The 22,743-nt window shown below is 42.5% G+C and carries 18 protein-coding genes; 13 read left to right on the top strand and 5 right to left on the bottom strand.

The window, feature by feature from the left end; translation table 11 throughout:
• The 7 genes from BQ7997_RS02215 to BQ7997_RS02185 all read left to right on the top strand — a co-directional run bounded on the left by BQ7997_RS02215 (position 1) and on the right by BQ7997_RS02185 (position 10,872).
• Positions 1 to 1,236 (top strand): MFS transporter, encoded by a 1,236-nt coding sequence (locus BQ7997_RS02215; RefSeq protein ID WP_073343087.1) that lies wholly within the window; start codon positions 1 to 3, stop codon positions 1,234 to 1,236.
• Between the two features lie 18 nt (positions 1,237 to 1,254).
• A complete protein-coding gene (locus BQ7997_RS02210; RefSeq protein ID WP_073343084.1) occupies positions 1,255 to 2,679 on the top strand; it encodes a sialate O-acetylesterase in 1,425 nt (474 codons plus the stop codon).
• A 70-nt stretch (positions 2,680 to 2,749) separates the two neighbouring features.
• A complete protein-coding gene (locus tag BQ7997_RS02205) occupies positions 2,750 to 6,013 on the top strand; it encodes a SusC/RagA family TonB-linked outer membrane protein (protein WP_073343082.1) in 3,264 nt (1,087 codons plus the stop codon).
• Between the two features lie 17 nt (positions 6,014 to 6,030).
• Positions 6,031 to 7,488, top strand: coding sequence for a RagB/SusD family nutrient uptake outer membrane protein (locus tag BQ7997_RS02200; RefSeq protein WP_073343079.1), 1,458 nt, complete (start codon positions 6,031 to 6,033; stop codon positions 7,486 to 7,488).
• A gap of 12 nt (positions 7,489 to 7,500) precedes the next feature.
• A complete protein-coding gene (locus BQ7997_RS02195) occupies positions 7,501 to 8,610 on the top strand; it encodes a sialidase family protein (protein WP_052662204.1) in 1,110 nt (369 codons plus the stop codon).
• Positions 8,611 to 8,641: 31 nt separating this feature from the next.
• Positions 8,642 to 10,186 (top strand): PKD domain-containing protein, encoded by a 1,545-nt coding sequence (locus BQ7997_RS02190; protein ID WP_073343076.1) that lies wholly within the window; start codon positions 8,642 to 8,644, stop codon positions 10,184 to 10,186.
• A 143-nt stretch (positions 10,187 to 10,329) separates the two neighbouring features.
• Positions 10,330 to 10,872 carry a hypothetical protein gene (locus BQ7997_RS02185; RefSeq protein WP_073343074.1) on the top strand — a complete coding sequence of 181 codons (543 nt, stop codon included), beginning with the start codon at positions 10,330 to 10,332 and terminating at the stop codon, positions 10,870 to 10,872.
• A gap of 10 nt (positions 10,873 to 10,882) precedes the next feature.
• On the opposite strand, the gene BQ7997_RS02180 is transcribed toward BQ7997_RS02185, so the two are convergent.
• The 3 genes from BQ7997_RS02180 to BQ7997_RS02170 all read right to left on the bottom strand — a co-directional run bounded on the left by BQ7997_RS02180 (position 10,883) and on the right by BQ7997_RS02170 (position 12,801).
• On the bottom strand, positions 10,883 to 11,521 hold the full coding sequence (locus BQ7997_RS02180; RefSeq protein WP_073343071.1) for an HAD family hydrolase: 639 nt from the start codon (positions 11,519 to 11,521) through the stop codon (positions 10,883 to 10,885).
• Between the two features lie 12 nt (positions 11,522 to 11,533).
• Positions 11,534 to 12,133 carry an NUDIX hydrolase N-terminal domain-containing protein gene (locus tag BQ7997_RS02175; RefSeq protein WP_235817253.1) on the bottom strand — a complete coding sequence of 200 codons (600 nt, stop codon included), beginning with the start codon at positions 12,131 to 12,133 and terminating at the stop codon, positions 11,534 to 11,536.
• A 104-nt stretch (positions 12,134 to 12,237) separates the two neighbouring features.
• Entirely contained in the window at positions 12,238 to 12,801 is a 564-nt protein-coding gene (locus BQ7997_RS02170) for a Crp/Fnr family transcriptional regulator (RefSeq protein WP_073343069.1), read from the bottom strand.
• Positions 12,802 to 13,598: 797 nt separating this feature from the next.
• On the opposite strand from BQ7997_RS02170, the gene BQ7997_RS02165 reads away from it, so the two are divergent.
• The 4 genes from BQ7997_RS02165 to BQ7997_RS02150 all read left to right on the top strand — a co-directional run bounded on the left by BQ7997_RS02165 (position 13,599) and on the right by BQ7997_RS02150 (position 19,075).
• Entirely contained in the window at positions 13,599 to 16,076 is a 2,478-nt protein-coding gene (locus BQ7997_RS02165; RefSeq protein WP_083589141.1) for a TonB-dependent receptor, read from the top strand.
• A gap of 130 nt (positions 16,077 to 16,206) precedes the next feature.
• Complete coding sequence (locus BQ7997_RS02160) at positions 16,207 to 17,286, top strand: sensor histidine kinase (protein WP_073343066.1); 1,080 nt, start codon at positions 16,207 to 16,209, stop codon at positions 17,284 to 17,286.
• Complete coding sequence (locus BQ7997_RS02155; RefSeq protein ID WP_083589140.1) at positions 17,283 to 18,362, top strand: sensor histidine kinase; 1,080 nt, start codon at positions 17,283 to 17,285, stop codon at positions 18,360 to 18,362. The genes BQ7997_RS02160 and BQ7997_RS02155 overlap by 4 nt, the downstream gene beginning before the upstream one ends.
• Complete coding sequence (locus tag BQ7997_RS02150; RefSeq protein ID WP_073343064.1) at positions 18,359 to 19,075, top strand: LytR/AlgR family response regulator transcription factor; 717 nt, start codon at positions 18,359 to 18,361, stop codon at positions 19,073 to 19,075. Before BQ7997_RS02155 ends, BQ7997_RS02150 begins: the two co-directional genes overlap by 4 nt.
• Before the next feature lie 30 nt (positions 19,076 to 19,105).
• On the opposite strand, the gene BQ7997_RS02145 is transcribed toward BQ7997_RS02150, so the two are convergent.
• Both BQ7997_RS02145 and trxA read right to left on the bottom strand, forming a co-directional pair.
• On the bottom strand, positions 19,106 to 19,411 hold the full coding sequence (locus BQ7997_RS02145) for a YidH family protein (RefSeq protein WP_022138923.1): 306 nt from the start codon (positions 19,409 to 19,411) through the stop codon (positions 19,106 to 19,108).
• 198 nt (positions 19,412 to 19,609) lie between these two features.
• Positions 19,610 to 20,107 carry a thioredoxin gene (trxA, locus tag BQ7997_RS02140; RefSeq protein WP_022138922.1) on the bottom strand — a complete coding sequence of 166 codons (498 nt, stop codon included), beginning with the start codon at positions 20,105 to 20,107 and terminating at the stop codon, positions 19,610 to 19,612.
• 492 nt (positions 20,108 to 20,599) lie between these two features.
• Here trxA and BQ7997_RS02135 point away from each other — a divergent pair, with 492 nt between their 5' ends.
• Together BQ7997_RS02135 and BQ7997_RS02130 are read left to right on the top strand one after the other, a co-directional pair.
• Positions 20,600 to 21,997: an RtcB family protein gene (locus tag BQ7997_RS02135; RefSeq protein WP_073343061.1), complete on the top strand. Its 1,398-nt coding sequence runs from the start codon at positions 20,600 to 20,602 to the stop codon at positions 21,995 to 21,997.
• Positions 21,998 to 22,034: 37 nt separating this feature from the next.
• Positions 22,035 to 22,742 carry an RNA ligase family protein gene (locus BQ7997_RS02130; protein WP_073343060.1) on the top strand — a complete coding sequence of 236 codons (708 nt, stop codon included), beginning with the start codon at positions 22,035 to 22,037 and terminating at the stop codon, positions 22,740 to 22,742.
• The last annotated feature ends 1 nt before the right edge of the window (position 22,743 follow it).

Raw genomic sequence — 22,743 nt, 5'->3', positions numbered from 1 at the left:
ATGAACAGTAAAACTTCAAATATATATCCTTGGGTGGTAGTCGGATTACTATGGGGAGTTGCTTTACTCAACTATATGGACAGGCAGATGCTTTCTACCATGCGGATTCCTATGATGGCAGATGTCCGTGAGTTGGAATCGGCAGCTAATTTCGGCAGATTGATGGCGGTCTTCTTGTGGATATACGGACTGATGAGTCCCATTTCCGGGATTATCGGTGACCGTATGAGTCGCAAATGGTTGATTGTAGGTAGTTTGTGTGTATGGTTCGGGGTTACTTACCTGATGGGGTATGCTACTACTTTTGACCAACTCTATTGGCTTCGTGGAATTATGGGAATAAGTGAAGCATTGTATTTGCCTGCCGCCTTGTCTCTGATAGCTGATTTTCATCAGGATAAGACACGTTCGCTGGCAGTGGGAATACATATGACGGGACTTTATGTCGGACAGGCGATAGGTGGTTTCGGAGCTACTTTTGCCGCCATGTATTCCTGGCATAGCACATTCCACTGGTTTGGTATTATTGGTATTGGCTATGGTGCCATTCTGGCTTTTTTCTTACGGGATAAGGAAAGAGGAACTGTCTCTGTCATACAGGAGAAAGTGAAAAAGATACCGGTTCTGAAAAGTTTGGGTATGTTGTTCTCCAACGTCTTTTTCTGGATTATCCTGTTTTACTTCTGCGTGCCGGGCACCCCGGGATGGGCGGCCAAAAACTGGTTGCCGACTCTCTTTTCTGAGAGCTTGTCTATTGATATTTCCGTGGCAGGACCGATGTCTACCATTTCCATTGCTTTATCTTCACTGTTCGGAGTATTAGTAGGCGGATATATATCTGACCGATGGGTACTCAAGAATGTACGTGGAAGAGTGTATACGGGAGCCTTGGGATTAAGCTTTATTATCCCCTCTTTATTGTTTATCGGATTCGGTCATTCCATTTTCGCATTGGTGATGGGAACGGTTCTGTTCGGCGTGGGCTTCGGAATGTTCGACGCAAATAATATGCCGATTCTTTGCCAGTTTGTTTCAGCCCGTTACAGGGCAACGGCTTATGGTATTATGAATATGTGCGGAGTATTTGCGGGAGCGGCGATAACGAGTATCTTGGGAGAATCTACAGATGCCGGACATTTGGGACGTGACTTTGCGTTTTTGGCAATATTCGTCTTGATTATGCTGGTCATTCTGGTCACATGTCTGCGTCCTAAGACTATTGATATGAAGGATTAATATTTAAAATTATAAGTCATGAAAAAAGTACTATGCATAATTGTCGGTATGCTTTGTCTTTTACCTTTGGAGGCCAAGGTAAAGCTACCATCAATTATAGGGAATGATATGGTATTGCAGCAGAATACCAATGCTAACTTGTGGGGATGGGCTGCCCGTTTTCGGAAAATCACGGTTAAAACATCTTGGGATAATAAAGTGTATACAACCACTTCCGCATCGGACGGTACATGGAAGCTACAAGTAGAGACACCTGTTGCCGGTGGTCCTTATACCATTACTATATCCGACGGAGAACCGGTAACACTTACGAATGTTCTGATAGGGGAAGTATGGTTATGTTCGGGACAGTCGAATATGGAGATGCCAGTGAAAGGATTTAGGGGACAACCGGTAAAAGGTTCGTGTGATGCAATTGCAACAGCTCTTCCGTCCGATAATATTCGTATGATTACGCTTAAAATAAACAGTAGCCAGACATTGTTGGATGATTGCGTGGCAACTCCCTGGATGGAGTCTACACCGGCTAATGTCGCGGATTTCAGTGCCACTGCTTATTTCTTTGCAAACTATCTGCGTAAAGTTCTGAATGTACCGGTAGGTGTCATTTGTTCCAGTTGGGGCGGCTCCAAGATTGAGTCATGGATTAATAAAGAGGTATATACGGAAAAGTTTCCGGAAATATCTTTGTCGGCACTGACCAAAGACCCAAAGGACATTGCCAGACCGAAAGATGAACCTACATTATTGTATAATGCGATGATTCATCCGATAAAGCAATTCACCATTAAAGGTACTATTTGGTATCAGGGAGAAAGCAATCTGAATAATCCGCAGGTATATAGGCGATTGTTTCCGGCAATGGTAGAGTCTTGGCGAAAAGAATGGAATCAAGGTGAATTTCCTTTTTATTATGTGCAGATAGCTCCCTATGATTATGGGCGGAAAAACGCGGACAAGACGGAAGCTGCTGAAATTCGCCAGGTGCAACTGGAATGTTTGAAGGAAATTCCCAATGCAGGTATGGTTGTTACGGCGGATATTGGAAATCGTACTTGTGTGCATCCCTCTGACAAAGCGAACGTAGGGAAAAGGCTCGCTTTGTGGGCGTTAGCTAAAACTTACCAGCGTAGCGGAACACCTTATAGCGGACCTCTCTACAAGTCTTTTACAATAGATAAAGAAAAGGTGGTTGTAGAGTTCGATTACGCAGAAATGGGGATGACATCTTATGACCGGGAAATTGTCGGATTTGAGGTTGCCGGAAAAGATGGTGTCTATTATCCGGCGAAGGCTGTTCTTTTTGATAATAAAACCAAAGTGGTGTTGACCAGTGAACAAGTTCCCGAACCGGTAGGGGTTAAATATGGATTCAGGAATTATCAGCCGTTGAATTTATTTTCAAACTTCGGATTGCCGGCTTCTCCTTTTGTCGCAAAATAATTTTATAATATATGAAACAAGAAAATAGAAAAACCTGAAATTTGAGTTATTAACTTGTAATCTGTAATTTATGTTAAATGCATTTTTATTAAAGAGTAAGCTATTCCGCATATTGGGTATCTTACTGGTTATCCTCTCTTTCTGTATGCCCGTATTTTCGGCTTCACTTGAAGTCTCAGGCATAGAACAAAAGAAGGTAACTGTAAACGGAGTTGTTTTGGACGATACACGCGAACCGTTAATAGGGGTTTCGGTTCTGGTGAAAGGTTCTCAACAAGGAACAGTGACAGATTTGGATGGGAAATATTCCATCACTGCACCGGCAGACGGTATTTTAGTGTTTTCATTTGTAGGAATGGAAAAACAGGAAATACCGGTAAAGGGACGGAACAATATTCTGGTGACGATGAGAAGCAGTTCGGTTGCTTTGTCGGATGTCGTTGTTATCGGATATGGTAAACAGTCCAAGGCAGCGTTGACTGGTGCTATCACTAAGGTGGATTCAAAAGATATGGCTATTTCGCCAACGGGAAATCCGATGTCAATGTTACAGGGAAAAGTGCCGGGAATGGAAATCCGTGTAAATTCCGGTCAACCGGGAGCTGACCCTCAGATTATAGTGCGTGGCGGAACGACTACCGCACCTGAGAGTGATTCTCCTATGGTAATCATTGACGGTGTAATTCGTACTATGAAGGATATCAACTATGCGGATATAGAAACGATACAAGTACTGAAGGACGCTGCTTCGACGGCTATTTATGGTTCAAAGGCTTCCCGTGGTATTGTGATGATTACGACTAAACAAGGTAAAGCTGGCAAAGGGAGTATCTCTTTTAGCTATGGTTTGTCTGTAGACCACCAACCGAAGAGAATGCCGTTGTCCGGTGCCCGTGAATACCTGACCGCAACCCGTACGGCTGCGTTGCATGCGACCGACCCGGACAAATATCTGTCAGGTACGTTTGCGATGAGTACTGCCAACAAACGGAACGCTCTGAATACGACTGCTTTCCTGGATGACTATATCACCAATTATGGTCAGGGATATGTAGAAGACCTGCTGTATAATCAAGGGTGGGAGATGATGGAGGACCCGGCTAATCCCGGCAAGATGTTGATTTTCAAAGAAACAGATTTCCAGGATAATCTTTTTCAAACGCCGGTCAATCATGATTTTAATATAAACTTCAGTGGTGGCAATGAGAAAGCGACTTACTATATGAGTTTGGGGTATCTTACTCAAGATGGTATTGTGGTAGGTACTAATTACAACCGTTGGAGTTTTCTGACAAATGCTTCGTATAAGATTCGCAAGAACCTTACAGTAAGAGGTATGGTAAACTACTCCATGAGAACGACCGCGGGCATTAACGAGAACAATGTAATGTCACGGGCTGCCAAGATGCCACCTACGGTACGCCAATATTATGAAGACGGAACTCCGGCTCCGGGCGAATTGACAAGCTCATTCCGTACCCGTCTGCATGAAGTTTATTATCAGGAAAAAGAAAATAGGGTGAGCCGAATCAACCTCTCAGCCGAACTGGACTGGGAAATTATTCCGGGATTACATCTCAAACCGATGTTCTCGTACACTAATAATGAAGGTAAAGACCATAATTTCGAGAGATATAATGAGGTGGTGAAAAATAGACCGGTGTCCGAAGCTCATAATATGGACTTGCATTATCAGTATGACCTTGTTTTGAACTATACGAAGACAATAAAGGATAAACATAATCTGGATTTGATGGCAGGCGGCAATTATATTTATGATAACTGGTATCGTTTCAGCGGTTCCGGTTATGGCGGAACATCGGATTATATTGAGACGCTGAATGGTATTGCGACAGAATCAGCCAAGACCACTTCCACTTTTGAAGAAAAGAAGATGAACAGTTACTTCGGCCGTGTCAATTACAATTATGATATGAGATACCTCTTCTCCGCAAGTATCCGTTATGACGGTTCTTCCCATTTTGCAGCCAATCATAAGTTTGCTGCTTTTCCGGGTGTATCTGCCGGATGGAATATGCATCGTGAGGCTTTCTTTGAACCTTTGTCGAAAGTTGTCAGCAATTTGAAGCTTAGAGCCAGCTGGGGAAAAACAGGATATGACAATCTTGCGCTGGAGAATACGGAAGGTTCTTATGAAGCCGGTAAGAACTATGCAGGCGAAGCAGGTATTTTGAATACAGTGCTTATGAACCGCAATCTGTTATGGGAAGAAACGACTTCGACCGATTTGGGGCTAGAAGCCGGTTTTCTGAATAACCGTATCAATCTGTCTTTCGACGCTTATTATAAAAAGACAACGAACCGTTTGTTGAACGAGAACTTATGGTCAGAAACGGGATTTGCTTCAATCAAGTCCAATTTCGGTTCTTTGAACACGAAAGGGGTGGAAATAGCCATCAATGCGATTCCCATACAAACCCATGATTTCCGTTGGAATGTAGATGCCAATTTCTCGATTTGGAGAACAACTATCGGTAAGTTACCCAATAATGGAGCAGACAAGAACCGTACCGGCGGTGGAATCATTTTCGACCCGAAGTTGGGAAAATATGTTGAAGTAGGTGGATTTGCGGAAGGAGAACGCTTCGGTTCCCGTTTTGCTTATCAGTTGGACGGAGTTTATTCAACAGATGAAGATGCGGCTAACGCTCCGTATGATGAAGGTGTATCTTCCGGCTGGCTGGGTAAAGGAAAATGTGCGGGTGACGCCATTTGGCGTGATGTGGATGGAAACGGTATCATCAATTCTAAAGATATGGTGTTTGTAGGTTATATTCACCCTGATAAGATGGGGTCTTTCAACAATACTTTCACTTATAAGAATTTTACTTTACGGATTGCCACGGACTTCTCATTAGGAAATGTGATTGATAATCATTTCAGGGCACAGGCGAACGCAAATTCACGGAATAATTTTGCAACGATTCATGATGTAGCCAGTAGCAAGATGTGGCATAAACCGGGTGATATAGCTTCTATTCCCCGTTATGATGTAGAGTCCGACTGGGATAACGGAAAGCGTAATCATGGGCGTCCAAGTAGTTCTACTATTGGTTTTAGTGGCGGTAGTGCCAATACCTTATATATAAAGAAAGGTGATTATCTGGCATTCCGTGAAGTCTCCCTTTCGTATCCGCTGCGTACCAAGTGGCTGCGTGCCGCTAAGATTGAAACGCTGGACTTGACGGCGGCTGTCTATAATTTAGGATATTGGACTGCTTATGACGGACTTACTCCTGAGGTAATTGGTGCTGATGCCGGTAAATATTCCCGTCCGCGTCAGTTTATATTCTCTGTAAAATTTACAATGTAACATTAAAGCAAACGGTGATGAGAGCTAAATTAATAATATTTAGTATAATGACTGCCTGCACCTTAGGTAGTTGTGAATCTATTTTGGAGATAGACCCTATTTCTGAAATAACTATGGCAAATTATTGGAAATCGGAATCTGATGTGAAAGGTTATCTGAATGGTCTTTATTCGGATTACAGAGGAATGACCAGTACCACCCTGTATGGAGAAGACCGTGGAGATGCTATGGTATCGGGAGTGATTGGCGGTGTTTCACGTTCACATCAGCATGAACTGAATGAAGAATATGGATTGGACTGGCGTACTTTCTATGAGAACATTCATCATTGCAATATGATAATCAAATATGCTCCCGGGATTGACTTTGCACTGGAAAATGAGAAGAAACGTATTCTGGCACAGGCATATACTTTCAGGGCAAAAGCCTATCTTACTTTAACTCAGATGTGGGGAGATGTGCCTATTGTCTTAAATCCGACGGAGTCCTATGATAAGGAGTCACGTCCCGCGCGTAGTGCGGCTTCCGAAGTGATGAAACAGATTCTTTCAGATGTTCAGACTGCCGTCGACCTTTTCCCGGAAACGAATATTCCGGATAAGAACCGGATTTCAAGACCTGCTGCTTTGTGTCTGAAAGCAGAAGCGTTGGCATGGAAATATACGGTTCAGAAGAGTAATGACAAGAATGATTTGACAGATGCAATTTCTGCATTGGAAGAAGTGGAAAAGTGCGGTGTGAGTATGATGGATAAATATGCGGACATCTTTGATGTGGCAAACAAGAAGAACAGTGAAATCATTTTCTCTATTTATTTGAAGAAGGATGAATATAACAATATGTATATGTCTACGTTGTCCATGTCTGCCGCGGCCGGACTGCTGACTAACGATATTGTGAACAAAGAAGACATTCCGTACACCAATTCCACAATCGCACGTCACGTATATGCTCCGTCTCCCCGTCTGATTTCACTTTTCAGTGACAAGGATAACCGGGCTTCGTCAGCGTACATCAATGCTGTAAATTCAAAAGGGGCAGTAGTCTTTACTTCACAGAACAAATTCCGGGGGACAGCCTATACCGACGACCGTTATTATGATAATGATATCATAGTCTATCGTTTGGGCGAAGTCAAATTACTAAAAGCGGAATTGTTATGTTACCTCGGTGGTGATAATGTACAAAAAGCTATTGATGCCATGTTCTCTACCCGTAATCGTGCCGGAATCGGAGTTTATACCGGAAGTACGGACCAGAAAGTAGTACAGAAAGAGATATTGGATGAACGGGGCAGGGAATTGTGTTTCGAGTTGAAGCGCTGGCCTGACCTGATGCGGGCGCACCATGCGGGTACCATTGATATTTATAGTTATATTCCTAATCTGATTGGTAAATCCACTCCATTGTATTTCCCGATTTTGAGGAAGATGATTGATTTGAATCCTAATTTGGAACAAACTGACGGTTATTAAAAAGTAGAAGCAATGAAGAATTTAAACTTAATATTTGCATGGGCGTGCCTGTTGTTTGTAACGACAGCATGCAATGATGTGGAGCCAAGCATATCTTCTTTACCGGTTCCCACAAGCAAGCCATATTCTATCAATAGGGAAGGATATGCCTATTTCAGAATCCCTACGATGGTGATTACTAACAGTGGTACAATATTGGCATTTGCCGAGGGACGTCGCAATGGGCCTGAAGATGAAGGAGACATTGACATCGTATTAAAGCGTTCCACGGATAAAGGAAAAACTTGGGGACCTTTGATTACTGTTAAGGATGATGGTGAAAACCGTTGTCGTAATCAAGTGCCTGTCTATCTTCCGGATATCAATCGTGTCATTTTATTATCTTGCTGGAATCCGGGCGCAACGGGGACTAATTCCATATTTATGACTTATTCGGATGATGAGGGATTGACATGGGCGAAAGAAAAGGATATAACAGCTTCCGTAACTCCTGACAAATATAGATGGTATGCTACTGGGCCTTGCCATGGAATAGTGAAACAGTTTGAACCACATAAGGGAAGAATTGTAGTGCCGTGTAATCATAATACCACTACTTCCGGTGCGGGACGTTCTCATGTGATATATTCGGATGATAAGGGAGAAACCTGGCATTTGGGTGGTATCATGGACGTGGATTATACGAATGAAAGCACTGTGACCGAATTAAGCAACGGTGATTTAATGCTGAACATGCGTAAGCAGTCCAATACAGAAAAATACAGAATGGTTTCCACCAGTACAGACGGCGGACTGACATGGAGTCCGTGTAAGTACACTACATTGAAAGAACCCATATGTCAGGGTTCCATACTCTTTTACGGTTTGGGGGATGATGGTAAAGGCATTATTCTGTTCTCGAATCCTGATAGTCAGACCAATCGTAATAATAACACATTAAAGATGAGCGAGGATGACGGAGTAACCTGGAAGAAGCAATATTCCTATACGGGTAGTGATTATGGTGGTTACTCGGATATTGCCCGTTATCCTGACGGTACGATTGGAGTATTATATGAATATGGATTCAAGAATATTGGCGGCATTGCTTTTCAGAATATTGAGTTGTCACAGCTACAATAAAACAATGCGTAGAATTAAAAAATAGATTGATATGAAAAAGAGATTATATTTCTTGCTCGTGTGTGTCGGGCTCTTTTATGCCTGCAAAGACGAGGAACAAGTACTGTTGAATGCGGACTTTATATCAGATAGACAAACCATATCCGCGGGGGAAAAGGTCTGTTTTATGGATAAGTCTGTCGGAGAACCTGTACGTTGGGATTGGGCTTTTGAAGGTGGGGAACCTAGTGTGTCTAATCTGTTCAGCCCGGAAATCGTGTATAATTATCCGGGAACTTATACCGTGAAATTAAGAGTAGGCCGGGGAACGGAAAATGCGGAGACTGAGATGTTGCAATATATCACAGTCGTATATCCTGATGAAATCAGTGTGGCCTTTAAAGCTAATAAAACTCAGGCATTGAGTGATGAGACTATTAGTTTCACCGATTTGTCCATAGGTTTCCCGTCTGCTTGGTCCTGGGAGTTTATTCCTGCAGAAGGTCGTACCGTTACGTCGACGGAACAGAATCCAAGTTTGGTATTCGAGCCGGGAGTTTACTCTGTGAAGTTGACCGTTACCAATCCTAAAACAACGGCTACTCTCACTAAAGAGAATTATCTGAATATTATTGATAAAAACTCAGTAGCGGCAGATATCACGGCAGACCGGCGTATGGTTATAGAAGGTGGAAACGTATCATTTAAAGATGCCAGTTTGGGACGTCCTACTCGCTGGAACTGGACATTTGAAGGTGGAACGCCCTCTACTTCCAATGAACAGAACCCGACCGTTACTTATTCAACAGCCGGTAGGTATAAAGTCACTTTAGTCGCTTCTAATGAATTGAATACTTCCACAGCCGAACAGGAAGGATATATCACCGTATTGTCGGGTAAAGATATTGTTCTTTTCTATCCGTTCGAGGGTGACAGTAAGGATATGGGTCCCCATGCTATTCATCCGGAAATTCTGAAATTGGGAGATAATATGGATGTTAACTTTAATGCTCCCGCCCGTAAGGAAGGGTTTACTTGTGCCGAGTTCAGAAGTAAGGATAATCAGAATTATGCATTCTTGTCGTTGCCGGATAATGATGTGTTGGATTTCCAGGCAACTCCGGTGACTACTTCTTTCTGGGTGAAAACTTCGAATAAGACAGCTACTAATGTGGGGGTATTCCAACATGGAGCCGGTCCTAATGCCAGTGCGGATGGAAAAAATAAGCAGACCTGGTTCAGGTTCCAAAAATCCAGTCCGTTTATAAGATACGTCATTGAGTACACAGGGCTTTCCGGAAACTGGACTGACTTTAAAACAAAGTCAATGACGGATGGCGAATGGCATCATTACGTATGTGTACATACCAATGGAAGTACCTATTTGTATATTGACGGAGTAAAAGAAGCGGAAGCACTCAATAAAGGTTTGAAGCCTGTTGACCGTACGCCTTATTTTATAGGTGCGATGTATAGAGGGGCAGAGGGTTCTCGTTCTTATGAGAATTTTATGGATGGGTATATAGATGATTATTTAGTATATAACCGTGCATTCACGGCAGCAGAAGCGAAAGCGCTTTATGATAGCATGAAATAAGTAATATAATATCCTTTGATATAAGACAAAAGGTAACTAGCTCATCTATATCATGAGTTTGTTGCCTTTTCTTGTGTTATATTTGCTACATTCCTAAACTTATTCTTCGTATATTTGCGAACTGGATATATATTTGCAATATTATGAAAAATATACTTATCAAGATACTCCGTGTTCTGATGCTCTTTATTCTTTTTGTTTCGTGGGGCATCGGCTATGTAATCTATGAAGATACACTGACAGAGTGGTGGATACCTGTCGGAGTAGCGTTAATGATGGCTGCTGTTACATTTCCTTTTTATAAAAAGTGGTCATGGCTGACGGCAGGTGATAACAAAACATTAAATCTTCTGTCTCATTTGGTATGTGTGGGAACTATCAGTTGTGCATTGTTTCTTGCAGGCAACTACTGGTTGGCTGACCCTGCTTCCACACAAGAAGAAGAGGTTATGGTGCAGAAGAAGTATCAGGAGACACATAAGAAAACACGTCGGGTAGGTAAGCGGCGTTATGTGCCGGACGGTGTGCGTAAGGAATATTATTTGGAAGTCGCTTTTGCGAATGGAAATGTGGAAACATTGCATGTATCACTTTCCACTTATAATAAGGCGCGGAAAGGAAAGGCAAAGACACTGACATTACAGAAAGGTTTCTTCGGGCTTCCGGTGATAACAAAAGGGCTTTAAAGAATGATACTTATGTAGGATGGAAATCGGATAACATTCTGCATATATCATCAGGCGTCTTAAAATAATAATTGGCTTTTATACTATCGGGAGACGCTCCGCTCCACAGAACCAATCCTGAATCAACTCCGGCACTTGTTGCACATTGGATGTCATAAATGCTATCCCCGATATATATAGCGTCAACAGGGTTTATCTTGGCTTTGGATAAATATGCCAGTAGAGGGGCGGCCTGAGGTTTATGTTCTACTGTATTATCGGCGCATACAACGGTGGTAAAATAATTAGCCAAGCCTAAGGGGGTGAAGTCTGTATGATATTCCATATATGTTTTGGAAGTGACAATGCCTGATACATACTTATTAGATAATAGATAGTTCAAGCACTCCTTGATACCTTGAAAGGGGTGGATAGTATGGTAATATGATTTCATATTAGTGTCCCATATTTCCAGTCCTCTATCTATATCATCTATTTTTAGTCTCTTCAAAGCGTCTTTGCCTGTAATGCCTAAAACAAACTTCAGGTCTTCATATTGGGGCACGTTTCCTGTAATTTTTGTAATAGTCTTTATCAAAGAGTGGATAACGGCATATTCTGTATCTATTAATGTGCCGTCAATATCAAATATTATATGCTTATATCTCATTGGCTCAATCTTTTATTCAAACAGTACCTGCCAGTTTTTATCATGATAAGCAGAAAAACACATTTTTATTTGTTCTTCATTGTTTTTTTCTTCTGCAAGAAGAGGAAGTTCTTCCAACCTGAAATAATCGCTTTCTGTAGTTTCAATATTAGGTTGGAAATACCCGCTTAGAATTTCACAAAGAACGAAAATCTTGCATACATTATAGGCATAAGGTGGCACGTTGTGCATATTCCTGTCCTGCACAGCAATTATCCGTGTGGCTTCCACTTTCAGTCCGGCTTCTTCTTCGACCTCTTTTTCGGTGTTCGACTTTACGGTCTGGTTTACATCTACCCAACCGCCTGGCAATGACCATGTACCGTTACGTTCTTTAACCAACAATATTTTATCTTCCTTGAATATGGCTGCTCTTGTATCCAACTTTGGAGTTTGGAATCCTGTCTCATTACAAAACAAATCTTTCACTTTTTCCAGTGACAACTCACTTTGTGCACTTATAATTTCGGCTGATATCTCCCTTATCCGTTCAAAACGTTCGATATCAAATACGTCTTTTGAGTAGGTCAATCCTGTTTGGGCAAGGAATTGCAGTTCTTTAGCCCATTCCAGTCATTGGGGTTGCAAAGTCTTATTCATATGATGATTATTATAATTGTATTATTTTGCAAAGGTACGAGAAATGGATCTTTTGATTTTTGCCCTATGTTAAAAAATCAACGCTTTGCCCTTATGCAGCTAAGCGAAGGTTGGGTGATACCTAAAAAGGAAGCTATATAACCTAGATTCACTCTATTGCAAATATCCGGGAAATCTTTCACCAGTTTTTCATAGCGTTTCTGTGCAGGCAGATTCAGGCGGGAAATATGTATATCCTGTAATTGCAAGAAATTCTCTTGTTGCAAAACTCTCATCCAGTTGGCTATGTCAATATGGGTCTTGTATAAGTTATTAAGTGTTTCTATAGAGATAGAATAAGTAAATGTTTTCTCCAAAGTTTCCACATATTCAAATCCTGCTTTGTTGCGATATAAATCCCAAGAACCACAAGTTGCGTCACCTTCCGCAGAAAACCATGTCGTTATTTCTTTGCCATTGTACAGAATATAAGAACGTGTAATGCCTTTTTCTATGAAATAAACTTTCTTGTCCAAATAACCGGCCCGGATAATAATGGTTCTGGCAGGAAAAACTTGTTCTTCGAAGTTGGACTTCAATATGTTTAATGAATCATCCGAAACCGGATAGTATTCTCTTATTTTTCTTATTATATTATTCATATCCGTGTACTTTCTATTCATGTATGATATTGACAAAGTTATGAAACTATTATTGAAAAGCAAGCAAATGTTTATTTCTGTTGTTTACTTGAAAGAGATATATAGGTACGCCAATTATTTATTGAAAAAACGACCTTTCTTAAAAAAGGAATATCTACGCAAACCGGAAAGGCTGTAATTGTATGTCCATACGAGAAATACCAGAATATCTCCGGCATTTGTGAATACAATTTTCTCTCATTATGTTGTTTTGTGTGTTTGTTGAATAAATAGTAGTTCTTTACTGCTTTTTGTATGCTATTTGAAAGGATTAGTTATGGATTCTAGTTTATTCTGTCATACTTGGCTTATCCAATATTCGTGATGAACCAGAAAGAAAATGAGCTGAATAATCTCATCAATAGCTTTCTCACCGATGAAAGGTTGGCTTCCCGGTGAGGAACGAAGTATTCGACACCGAGGAACACTTCGTTTCTTTTAAACCAACGAATGTCTTATAAGTAAGAGTAGATGCATATTTCACGCAGTTTTATACAGAATTAGCCTCTAATTTTGCATGTTGTTGCACTAATTTATACAGTTTATTCTGTAGTTCATTCTTTTTAGAGCAACAGCTTTCTACTGTTATCTTAAATATAGAACATTTGGATTGAAAGTTTCGGCTCTTAATTGAGAAGAATAATAAATGTCTTGCCAATCCCGTATTTTGTCTATAAACGAGTCCCGTTCGTCTCATTTGAAAAACGTGTACTGTCCTGTCCCTTATCTTCGTGTCGAAATAAAAAACAGAATAAGTCATGAAGATGAATAAAACTATGTTATTGGAAAAGATAGCAACCCGTTCGGGAGTATCAGTAGATGAATGTGGGGTAGTGCTTAAAACGTTGGAAAGAGTGTTGAGCGAAGAACTCACACGGAAGATGTATCGTTATGGGGGGTGGATACTCTTATTAATTGCTTTATTGGTGTCCGTAGCTGCTTTCGGGCAGATATCGGAACGGAAAAGCCGCCCTGTTCAGACGATTCGCGGGATTGTTGTCGACGGTGATTCGAAATATCCTATACCGTATGCTACGGTGAAGTTGGCGGGCACGGAAGGAATGGGGACGACAACGGACAGTCTCGGACGCTTCGCCATCCGGCAAGTCCCTGTCGGGCGGCACACGGTAGAAGCGGCTTTTATGGGGTATGAAACCGGTGTTTTTAGGGAAATACTAGTGACTTCCGCCAAAGAAATCTACTTGGAGATACCTCTCAAAGAGAGTGTGAACGAACTGAACGAAGTGGTAGTCCGCGCCCGGACAAACAAAGAAGAAGCTATGAATAAAATGGCTACCACCGGAGCGCGTATGTTGAGCGTGGAAGAGGCAAGCCGTTATGCAGGAGGATTTGACGACCCTGCACGTCTGGTTTCCGCTTTTGCCGGAGTAGCTCCCAGTGTTTCCTCGAATGGAATTTCCATTCACGGCAATGCTCCCCACTTGTTGCAATGGAGACTGGAAGACGTAGAAATCCCCAATCCCAACCACTTTGCGGACATCGCCACATTAGGCGGGGGAATCCTCTCTTCCCTTAGCTCGCAAGTACTCGGAAATTCCGATTTCTTCACCGGAGCTTTTCCCGCGGAATATGGAAATGCCGTATCCGGAGTGTTCGACATGAAACTACGTAACGGAAACAACCAAAAGAACGAAAATACAATTCAAGTAGGAATCATGGGCATTGACATCGCATCCGAAGGGCCTTTGAGCAAGAACCATAAAGCGTCGTATATCTTCAACTACCGTTATTCCACCACCGGACTGCTCAATCTCGACGGGGGAACGATGGACTATCAGGACTTGAACTTCAAACTAAACTTCCCGACGCAGAAAGCCGGAACTTTCTCTATCTGGGGAACCAGCCTGATTGACAAATTCAAGAGCGACATGGAGAAGAATACTGAAAAATGGGAGTATCTGGGTGACCGCAGCGAGTCACGCGACAAGCAATATATGGCAGCCGGAGGTGTCAGCCACCGCTATTTCTTCAATAGCGACGCATCACTGAAAACAACCGTTGCCGCCACCTACTCGCAACTGGACGGCGGGGCGTCCATGTTCAATGATGCTTTGGAAACCACTCCCTATATGGACTTGAACTCAAAACATACCAACCTGATACTGACCAGTACCTTCAACCACAAATTCAGCAACCGGTTCACCAATAAAACCGGCTTCACCTACAACGCCATGTTCTATAAGATGAACCTCGCCATTGCCCCTTATGAAGCCCATTTACTGGAAACTGTCTCCCAAGGCGACGGCCATACGAGCCTGATTTCCGCCTACAACAGTTCTTCTGTCGGATTGGGCGACCACTGGACTCTCAACGCCGGCATCTACGGACAATTTCTGACCCTGAACAATCAATGGTCTGTCGAACCCCGTGCCGGTCTGAAATGGCAGGCCACCCCGAAAGCTACTTTTGCCTTAGCCTACGGAATGTACAGCCGCATGGAAAAAATGGACGTCTATTTTGTAAAGACGAAAACCACAGGGGACAAATCCGTCAACAAAGACCTCGACTTCACGAAATCCCAACACGTCATGTTGTCTTTCGGCTACAAGATTTCCGACCGTATAAACCTGAAAATAGAGCCGTATATCCAGTTCCTGCACGATGTCCCCGTAATGGCGGACAGCTCTTATTCCGTGCTCAACCGTTCCGACTTCTACGTAGAAGATGCATTAATCAATAAAGGAAGAGGGCGTAATGTCGGAATCGACATCACATTGGAACGTTTTCTGAATAAAGGACTTTATTACATGATTTCCGGCTCCTTGTTCGACTCCCGCTACCGGGGTGGCGACGGAAAATGGTACAACACGAAGTTCAACCGTAATTATGTCATCAACGGACTTGTCGGCAAAGAATGGATGTTGGGACGCAACAAGCAGAATATTCTTAGCGTCAACCTGAAACTGACATTACAGGGCGGCGACCGCTATTCCCCGATTAACGTGGAAGCAACGATGAACCACCCTGACAAAGAAGTACAGTATGACGAGACAAGAGCCTTTTCCAAACAATATTCGCCCATGCTTATCGGCAACTACACCGTCAGCTACCGTATCAACAAGAAAAAAGTATCCCATGAGTTTGCCGTGAAAGGACTGAACTTTACCGGAGCGAAAGAGCACTACGGACATGAATATAACATGAAAACCGGAAAGATTGATGTCAGCGACGGCTCCACGATACTGACAAATGTGAGTTATAAACTTGAATTTTAGCCAGACAGTATGGAGCCCGACCGGAAAAAAGTTTTATCTTCGTCCCTTGGAGATAAAACACTTCCGGCTGTGGTCTATTCTACGTTTAGAAAAGGATATTCCGGAATACTAAATCCCCGTAATAAAATATATGGTAACTGAAACTGCAATAACAGACAATAAATCTACCTTTTTATATAGATTCCTCGTCAGTCCGGAACTTCGATGGGTGCGCTATTGGGTGCTCATAGTCATACTGGCTACTATTTCCTTCAATCAAGTTTTTATTATATTCATTGATTATCTGGAGGTACTGGGAGGATGGATTTATGCATTTACTTTCTTGTATCTGCTGACTTACATAGGAGTCGTTTATCTGAATCTTTTCTGGCTCTTTCCGAAATTCCTGTTGAAAAGGCATTATCTGAGTTACATGGTCTTACTCTCAGTAGCAATGATGATAGCCTTGGCAATACAAATGGCAACGGAATACATATCTTACTCCTGTTGGCCGGAACTTTACGAACGGGCTTCCTATTTCTCCATACCTATGGTGATGGATTATATATCGTCTTTCATGTTGTCCACGCTCTGTATGATAGGAGGAACCATGACCGTCCTTCTGAAAGAATGGATGATAGACCACCAACGCGTCTCGCAGATGGAAAAAGCCCACGTACTTTCGGAAGTCGAACAACTGAAAGAACAAGTCAGCCCCGAACTCCTTTTCAAGACATTACATCACTCAGGAGAACTGACTTTGAACGAACCAGAAAAAGCATCGAAAATGTTGATGAAATTAAGTCAGTTACTCCGTTACCAACTATATGATTGCAGCAGAGCAAAAGTATTGCTTGGCAGTGAAATTACTTTCCTGAATAATTACTTGACTTTGGAGCAGAGCTCACAGTCACAGTTCAGTTATGAATTCCTTTCGGAAGGAGAGGTGAACCGGACATTGGTTCCACCTTTGCTTTTCATTCCTTTTGTACAACATATCGTAAAATCAATCAATGAACGGCGGATATCAACCCCTGTTTCTCTCAAAATCCATTTGAAAGCGGAAGGGGACACAATAACATTCACCTGTCTTTGCCCGCAAGTGAATATTCCGTCAGATAAAGGACTTGGAAGAATCCGCCAAAGACTGGACTTATTATATGGCAATCGTTACGGACTATTCCTGACAGCAGAAAGCATTAGGTTGGAACTGAAAGGAGGTGAAGCATGAACCTGAATACAGAACATAGAAGCATGGAAGATAAAAGCGTTACAGCTTTTCTGTTAAGTCCGCATTACTGGACATACAGACATCTGTTACTGCAAGTGATAGTTCTTCTGATGACTATTAATGTCTTTTGGTACGAACCCTTGCAGGCAGTTCCTTTTTGGCGGCGTTTTGGTGGATTTCTGGCATATTTTGCTTCCATTAATACGGTAATCTATATGAACCTGTATATATTGGTACCCTGTTTTCTGTTGAAAAACCGTTTGGGTCGCTATGTCTTGACGGCTGTCCTGACAAATTTGGTAGTCATAGTTTTCATTTCAGTTACCCAGGGCTTGCTTTTTGAAGTGATTCTGCCCGGAAAAGACCCCGGCAGATTTGCGACTTTCATCAATACTTTTTCAGGCATACTTACCATTGGGTTCGTCACGGCAGGTTCGGCGGCCATATCACTGTTTACCCATTGGCTGCGCTACAACCTGCGTATTGATGAACTGGAATCCACCACCTTGCAATCCGAACTGACGTTTCTCAAAAATCAGATTAATCCGCATTTCCTTTTCAATATGTTGAATAACGCCAATGTCCTGATAAAGAAAAACCCGGAAGAAGCTTCCAAAGTACTGTTCAAACTTGAAGATTTGCTGCGCTATCAAATCAATGACAGCTCCCGCGAAAGAGTCTCGTTGGCTTCGGATATCCGTTTTCTGAACGATTATCTGAACCTCGAAAAGATACGCCGTGATAATTTTCGGTTCACATTAAGTCAGGAAGGCGAGACAGATTTCATTTGGATTCAACCCTTATTATTTATCCCTTTTGTAGAAAATGCAGTAAAACATAGTTTCGATAGTGAGCACCCATCGTCTGTTCGTGTCTTTTTCAAAGTAGACGATAACCGGTTGGAGTTTCACTGCGAGAACTCCAAACCATCTGTTGCCGCAAGCAAAGGCAAGGTGGGCGGAATCGGGCTTGCGAATATTCAGCGCAGATTAGGGTTGCTGTATCCCGAACGCTACCGGCTGGAACTAAAAGAAGATGAAAACCGTTATTCCGTAATTTTAAGTATAACATTATGAATTGTATAATTGTAGATGATGAACCATTGGCACGCGAAGCCATGAAGTTATTGATAGAAGAGACGAGTAATCTCCAGTTGGCAGGTAGTTTTAACAGTGCCGCTACCGCTTCCGACTATATGGAACAGCACGGAGTCGATTTAGTCTTTCTGGATATTCAGATGCCGGGGATTACGGGAATTGAATTTGCACGGACGATTTCCAGGCGGACATTGGTTATCTTCACCACCGCCTACACGGAGTACGCACTGGACAGCTACGAAGTGGATGCCATAGACTATCTGATAAAGCCTGTCGAACAGGAACGTTTTCAGAAAGCTATGGATAAAGCACTGGCTTATCACTCCCTGTTATTGAAAGAAGAAAAGGAAGCTATCGAAACAATTGCCGCCGCCGAATATTTCTTTGTAAAGGCGGAGCGCAGGTATTTTAAGGTCAATTTCTCCGATATTCTCTTCATCGAAGGATTGAAAGACTATGTCATTATCCAACTGAACGACCAGCGTATCATCACCCGTATGAGCCTGAAAGCCATATTCGACCTGTTGCCTGAAGCCGCTTTTCTGCGGGTGAACAAGTCATATATAGTCAATACCGCCCACATCGAATCGTTTGATAATAATGATATATTCATAAAATCGTATGAAATTGCTATCGGAAACAGCTATCGTGACGACTTCTTCGAGGGCTTTGTGATGCGGCAACGGAGATAATGTTTTATCTATAACTTTAAGCAGAATCTATCAGTCGGCATTTTCACTACACTGTGACTTTTCTACGTAACATTTCAGTTGTTTCTTTATCTTCGAGTAATGAACAAATCCGAAGAAAAACAGAATGATACCTGCTATGATGCATACCCACGCCAGTCCGTTCAGTTGCGAGATACTGTCAATCTGAAGTATTCCGATTCCTGCGGTGAGGAGATAAAGGGAAGTGCGGATATAGGCAAACAGAGTTCTGACGTTGGCTAATCTCGTTCTCTCTATTGCCAGATAATCACGAAGTATCAAATCTTCGTCTTTGAATTTGTTGGTAGATTCCTGCATACTTTTCAATGTTTACTTATTAGTACATATTGGAGTATTGGGGCTTTATTGTAATAAACACGAATGTGCACAAATATGTTTGTTTTTATGTTATGAATACTCCTGTTTAAAGTACAATATGTAATAAAGGACTAACCCTCTGTCAATCTTCAAAAGACTGACAGAGGGCAGTTACCATGACGAGAAAAAAGTCGAAGTTTATTGCTTTGCTTCGTTATCTTGTTTCAACAGAAATTCATCAATAGCTTTCTTTAGCTGGTCTTTGGGCAAGGCACCCTGCATGATTCTAGGTTCTTCCTTCATCGGAATCATCAAAAGGGTAGGGATGCTGCGGATACCGAATGCAGCGGCCAAATCTTGTTCTTTGTCTACATCAATCTGATAAATATCCACTTTTCCGCTATACTCTTTGCTGAGTTCTTCCAAAATCGGATGCATCATCTTGCACGGTCCGCACCAGGTAGCGTAGAAGTCTACGATGGCAGGACGGCTGCCTTCAAATTTCCAATCTTTGGGACTGGCTTCATAATTATATACCTTCTTTAAAAAATCCGCTTTATTTAATGCTACTACTTCCATTTTACTGTCCTCCTTGGTTGATTCATTATTCTTTTTATTTTCTCCGCTGTTTCCTGCGCAAGCTGTAGTTGCCAGTACAATTGCGAAAACGCTCAATAATCCTTTCATTAATTTCATAACTCTTTTTATTTGTTTTATCTGATGCAAAGATAGGTGATATAAAGGGGGTGGGAAATAGCAATTTCCCCGAATTACTTGGCTAAACTTCCCATAAAGTATTATCGGATGCTAAAATATGTCTTTTAATCTTTGGAAGATATAAAAATAAGCATTACTTTTGTCGCGATAAAATGAGTATTCACCCTTTAAAATTGATGGAAAGGGTATTAATTATGCTGGAACGATAATATTTTCAAATTAGGACTAAGTTGTCTCGTCGGGAAGATGAGGCTTTGCAACATTTTGTTTTCTTACACATGCCGCTACTCTACTATTATGCGGTAATGGTTGATTAGTCCTGCAATCACATTTTTTATTTTTAAAATTAATCACTTCAATGCGATGGATGGGTATTTTATTTCCGTATCCAAAGCATTGGTATCACGTGTATTACCTTGCTTTCTGCCTGTATGGCGGACAGGGAGTGTCGTATGCGAATGTAAAAAAAGTATGGGAATACGATTAAAAGATTTAAGTAAACTGGGATATCGGGATAATGTAGCTCGTAGTCTGGTAGTGGACATTGTAAGCAAACATTGCAAGCATGACACCAAAGAACAGATTGAAATGACATTGAGCAATATACTCCGGGAACCCGAATCTTATAAAAACAACGAAATTTGGAATAAACTTGCCGAACGCCTTTCGCCTACAAGGATAGCGAAGGACTTTAGGGCTTATGATTTATCGGACGAGCCGCTGATGTATAAAACCTACGGGGGAAAATTCATCGAGACGCTCGCCAAACAACAAATGAACCTGGCGATGCGTCTGCCCGTAACGGTAGCCGGAGCACTGATGCCCGATGCCCATGCCGGCTACGGATTGCCTATCGGCGGGGTGCTTGCTACGGACAATGCGGTGATTCCGTATGCCGTAGGGGTTGACATCGGCTGCCGGATGAGCCTGACGGTATTTGATGCCGGTGCGGATTTTTTGAAACGGTATTCGTATCAGATGAAGGAAGCCTTGAAGGATTTCACCCATTTCGGTATGGACGGCGGATTAGGCTTTGAGCAGGAGCATGAAGTGTTGGACAGGGAAGAATTCCGTCTGACCCCTTTATTGAGGGATTTGCAAGGAAAGGCGGTACGTCAGCTTGGAAGTTCCGGTGGTGGAAACCATTTTGTGGAGTTTGGAGAAATTGCTCTGCAAGAGCATAATGTGTTGAATCTTCCCGAAGGAAGTTATGTGGCTTTATTGTCACATTCCGGTTCGCGTGGACTGGGAGCCGCCATTGCCAAACATTACAGCCTGTTGGCACGCGAAGTATGCAGGCTTCCCCGTGAAGCGCAGCATTTTGCTTGGCTGGACTTGGATTCCGAAGCAGGGCAGGAGTATTGGATGAGCATGAACCTGGCAGGTGACTATGCCCGTGCCTGTCACGAACGGATTCATCTGAACCTGGCGAAAACATTGGGATTGAAACCGCTTGCCAATGTCAACAATCATCACAACTTTGCCTGGAAGGAAGAAATTGCTCCGGGACGTATGGCAATCGTGCATCGCAAAGGGGCTACTCCGGCACAAGAGGGACAACCGGGATTGATTCCCGGCAGCATGGCTACGGCAGGATACCTCGTCTGTGGCAAGGGAGTGGAAGACGCTTTGAATTCTGCTTCTCACGGTGCAGGCAGAGCCATGTCCCGCCAAAAGGCGAAGGACAGCTTTACGCAATCGGCTTTGAAAAAGATGTTGTCACAAGCCGGAGTGACCCTGATTGGTGGAAGTGTGGAAGAAATGCCGTTGGCATACAAGGATATTGACCGGGTGATGCATATGCAGGAGACGTTGGTGGAAGTACAGGGTAGATTTATGCCTTGTGTTGTACGAATGAATAAGGAGTGATGCGATGAGATAATTTAGTAATTAAAAAAAGAAGAAAATGATATCAGAGAAATATGGTCGTACCTATCACTATCCGTTCTCTCCCGGAACGACTAGTGATGACCGGATTAATCATACGTATTGGGAGGACATCCAACGGATTGGAACATTGGTACATACCGAAAAGTTGGACGGAGAGAATAATTGTTTGAGCCAGTGGGGTGTCTTTGCCCGTTCGCATGCTGCGCCGACCACTTCACCGTGGACGAGGCAACTGCGTGAACGTTGGGAACTGATAAAGAATGATTTGGGCGATATAGAAATCTTCGGAGAGAATCTGTATGCCGTACATTCTATTGAATATCAGCGGTTGGAAGCACATTTTTATGTATTTGCGGTTCGTTGCATGGATAAATGGCTGTCATGGGAGGAAGTGAAATTCTATGCAGCTTTATTTGATTTACCTACTGTTCCGGAGTTGGTGATAGAGCCTGTTTCCGGTTTGATGCCAGAGCTTTTGAAACAGGAAATCATTAATATGTCACAAGAACCGTCAGTTTTCGGTTCTTGTGACCCGTGGACAAAAGAAACTTGTACCCGTGAAGGAGTAGTCAGCCGTAATATAGAAGAATATCCGGTCAGCGAATTTATGCATAATGTATTTAAGTATGTGCGGAAAGGGCACGTCAAGACAGATGAGCATTGGACGCGTAACTGGAAGCGTGCCCGGCTTACCTGGGAGTTTACTAATGAAAAGGAGAAATAAT

Origin of the sequence: Bacteroides congonensis (assembly GCF_900130125.1) — a bacterium.
Classification (GTDB): Bacteria; Bacteroidota; Bacteroidia; order Bacteroidales; family Bacteroidaceae; genus Bacteroides; species Bacteroides congonensis.
The sequence above is the reverse complement of the archived record's forward strand: the minus strand, read 5'-3'. Positions and strand labels throughout refer to the sequence as shown.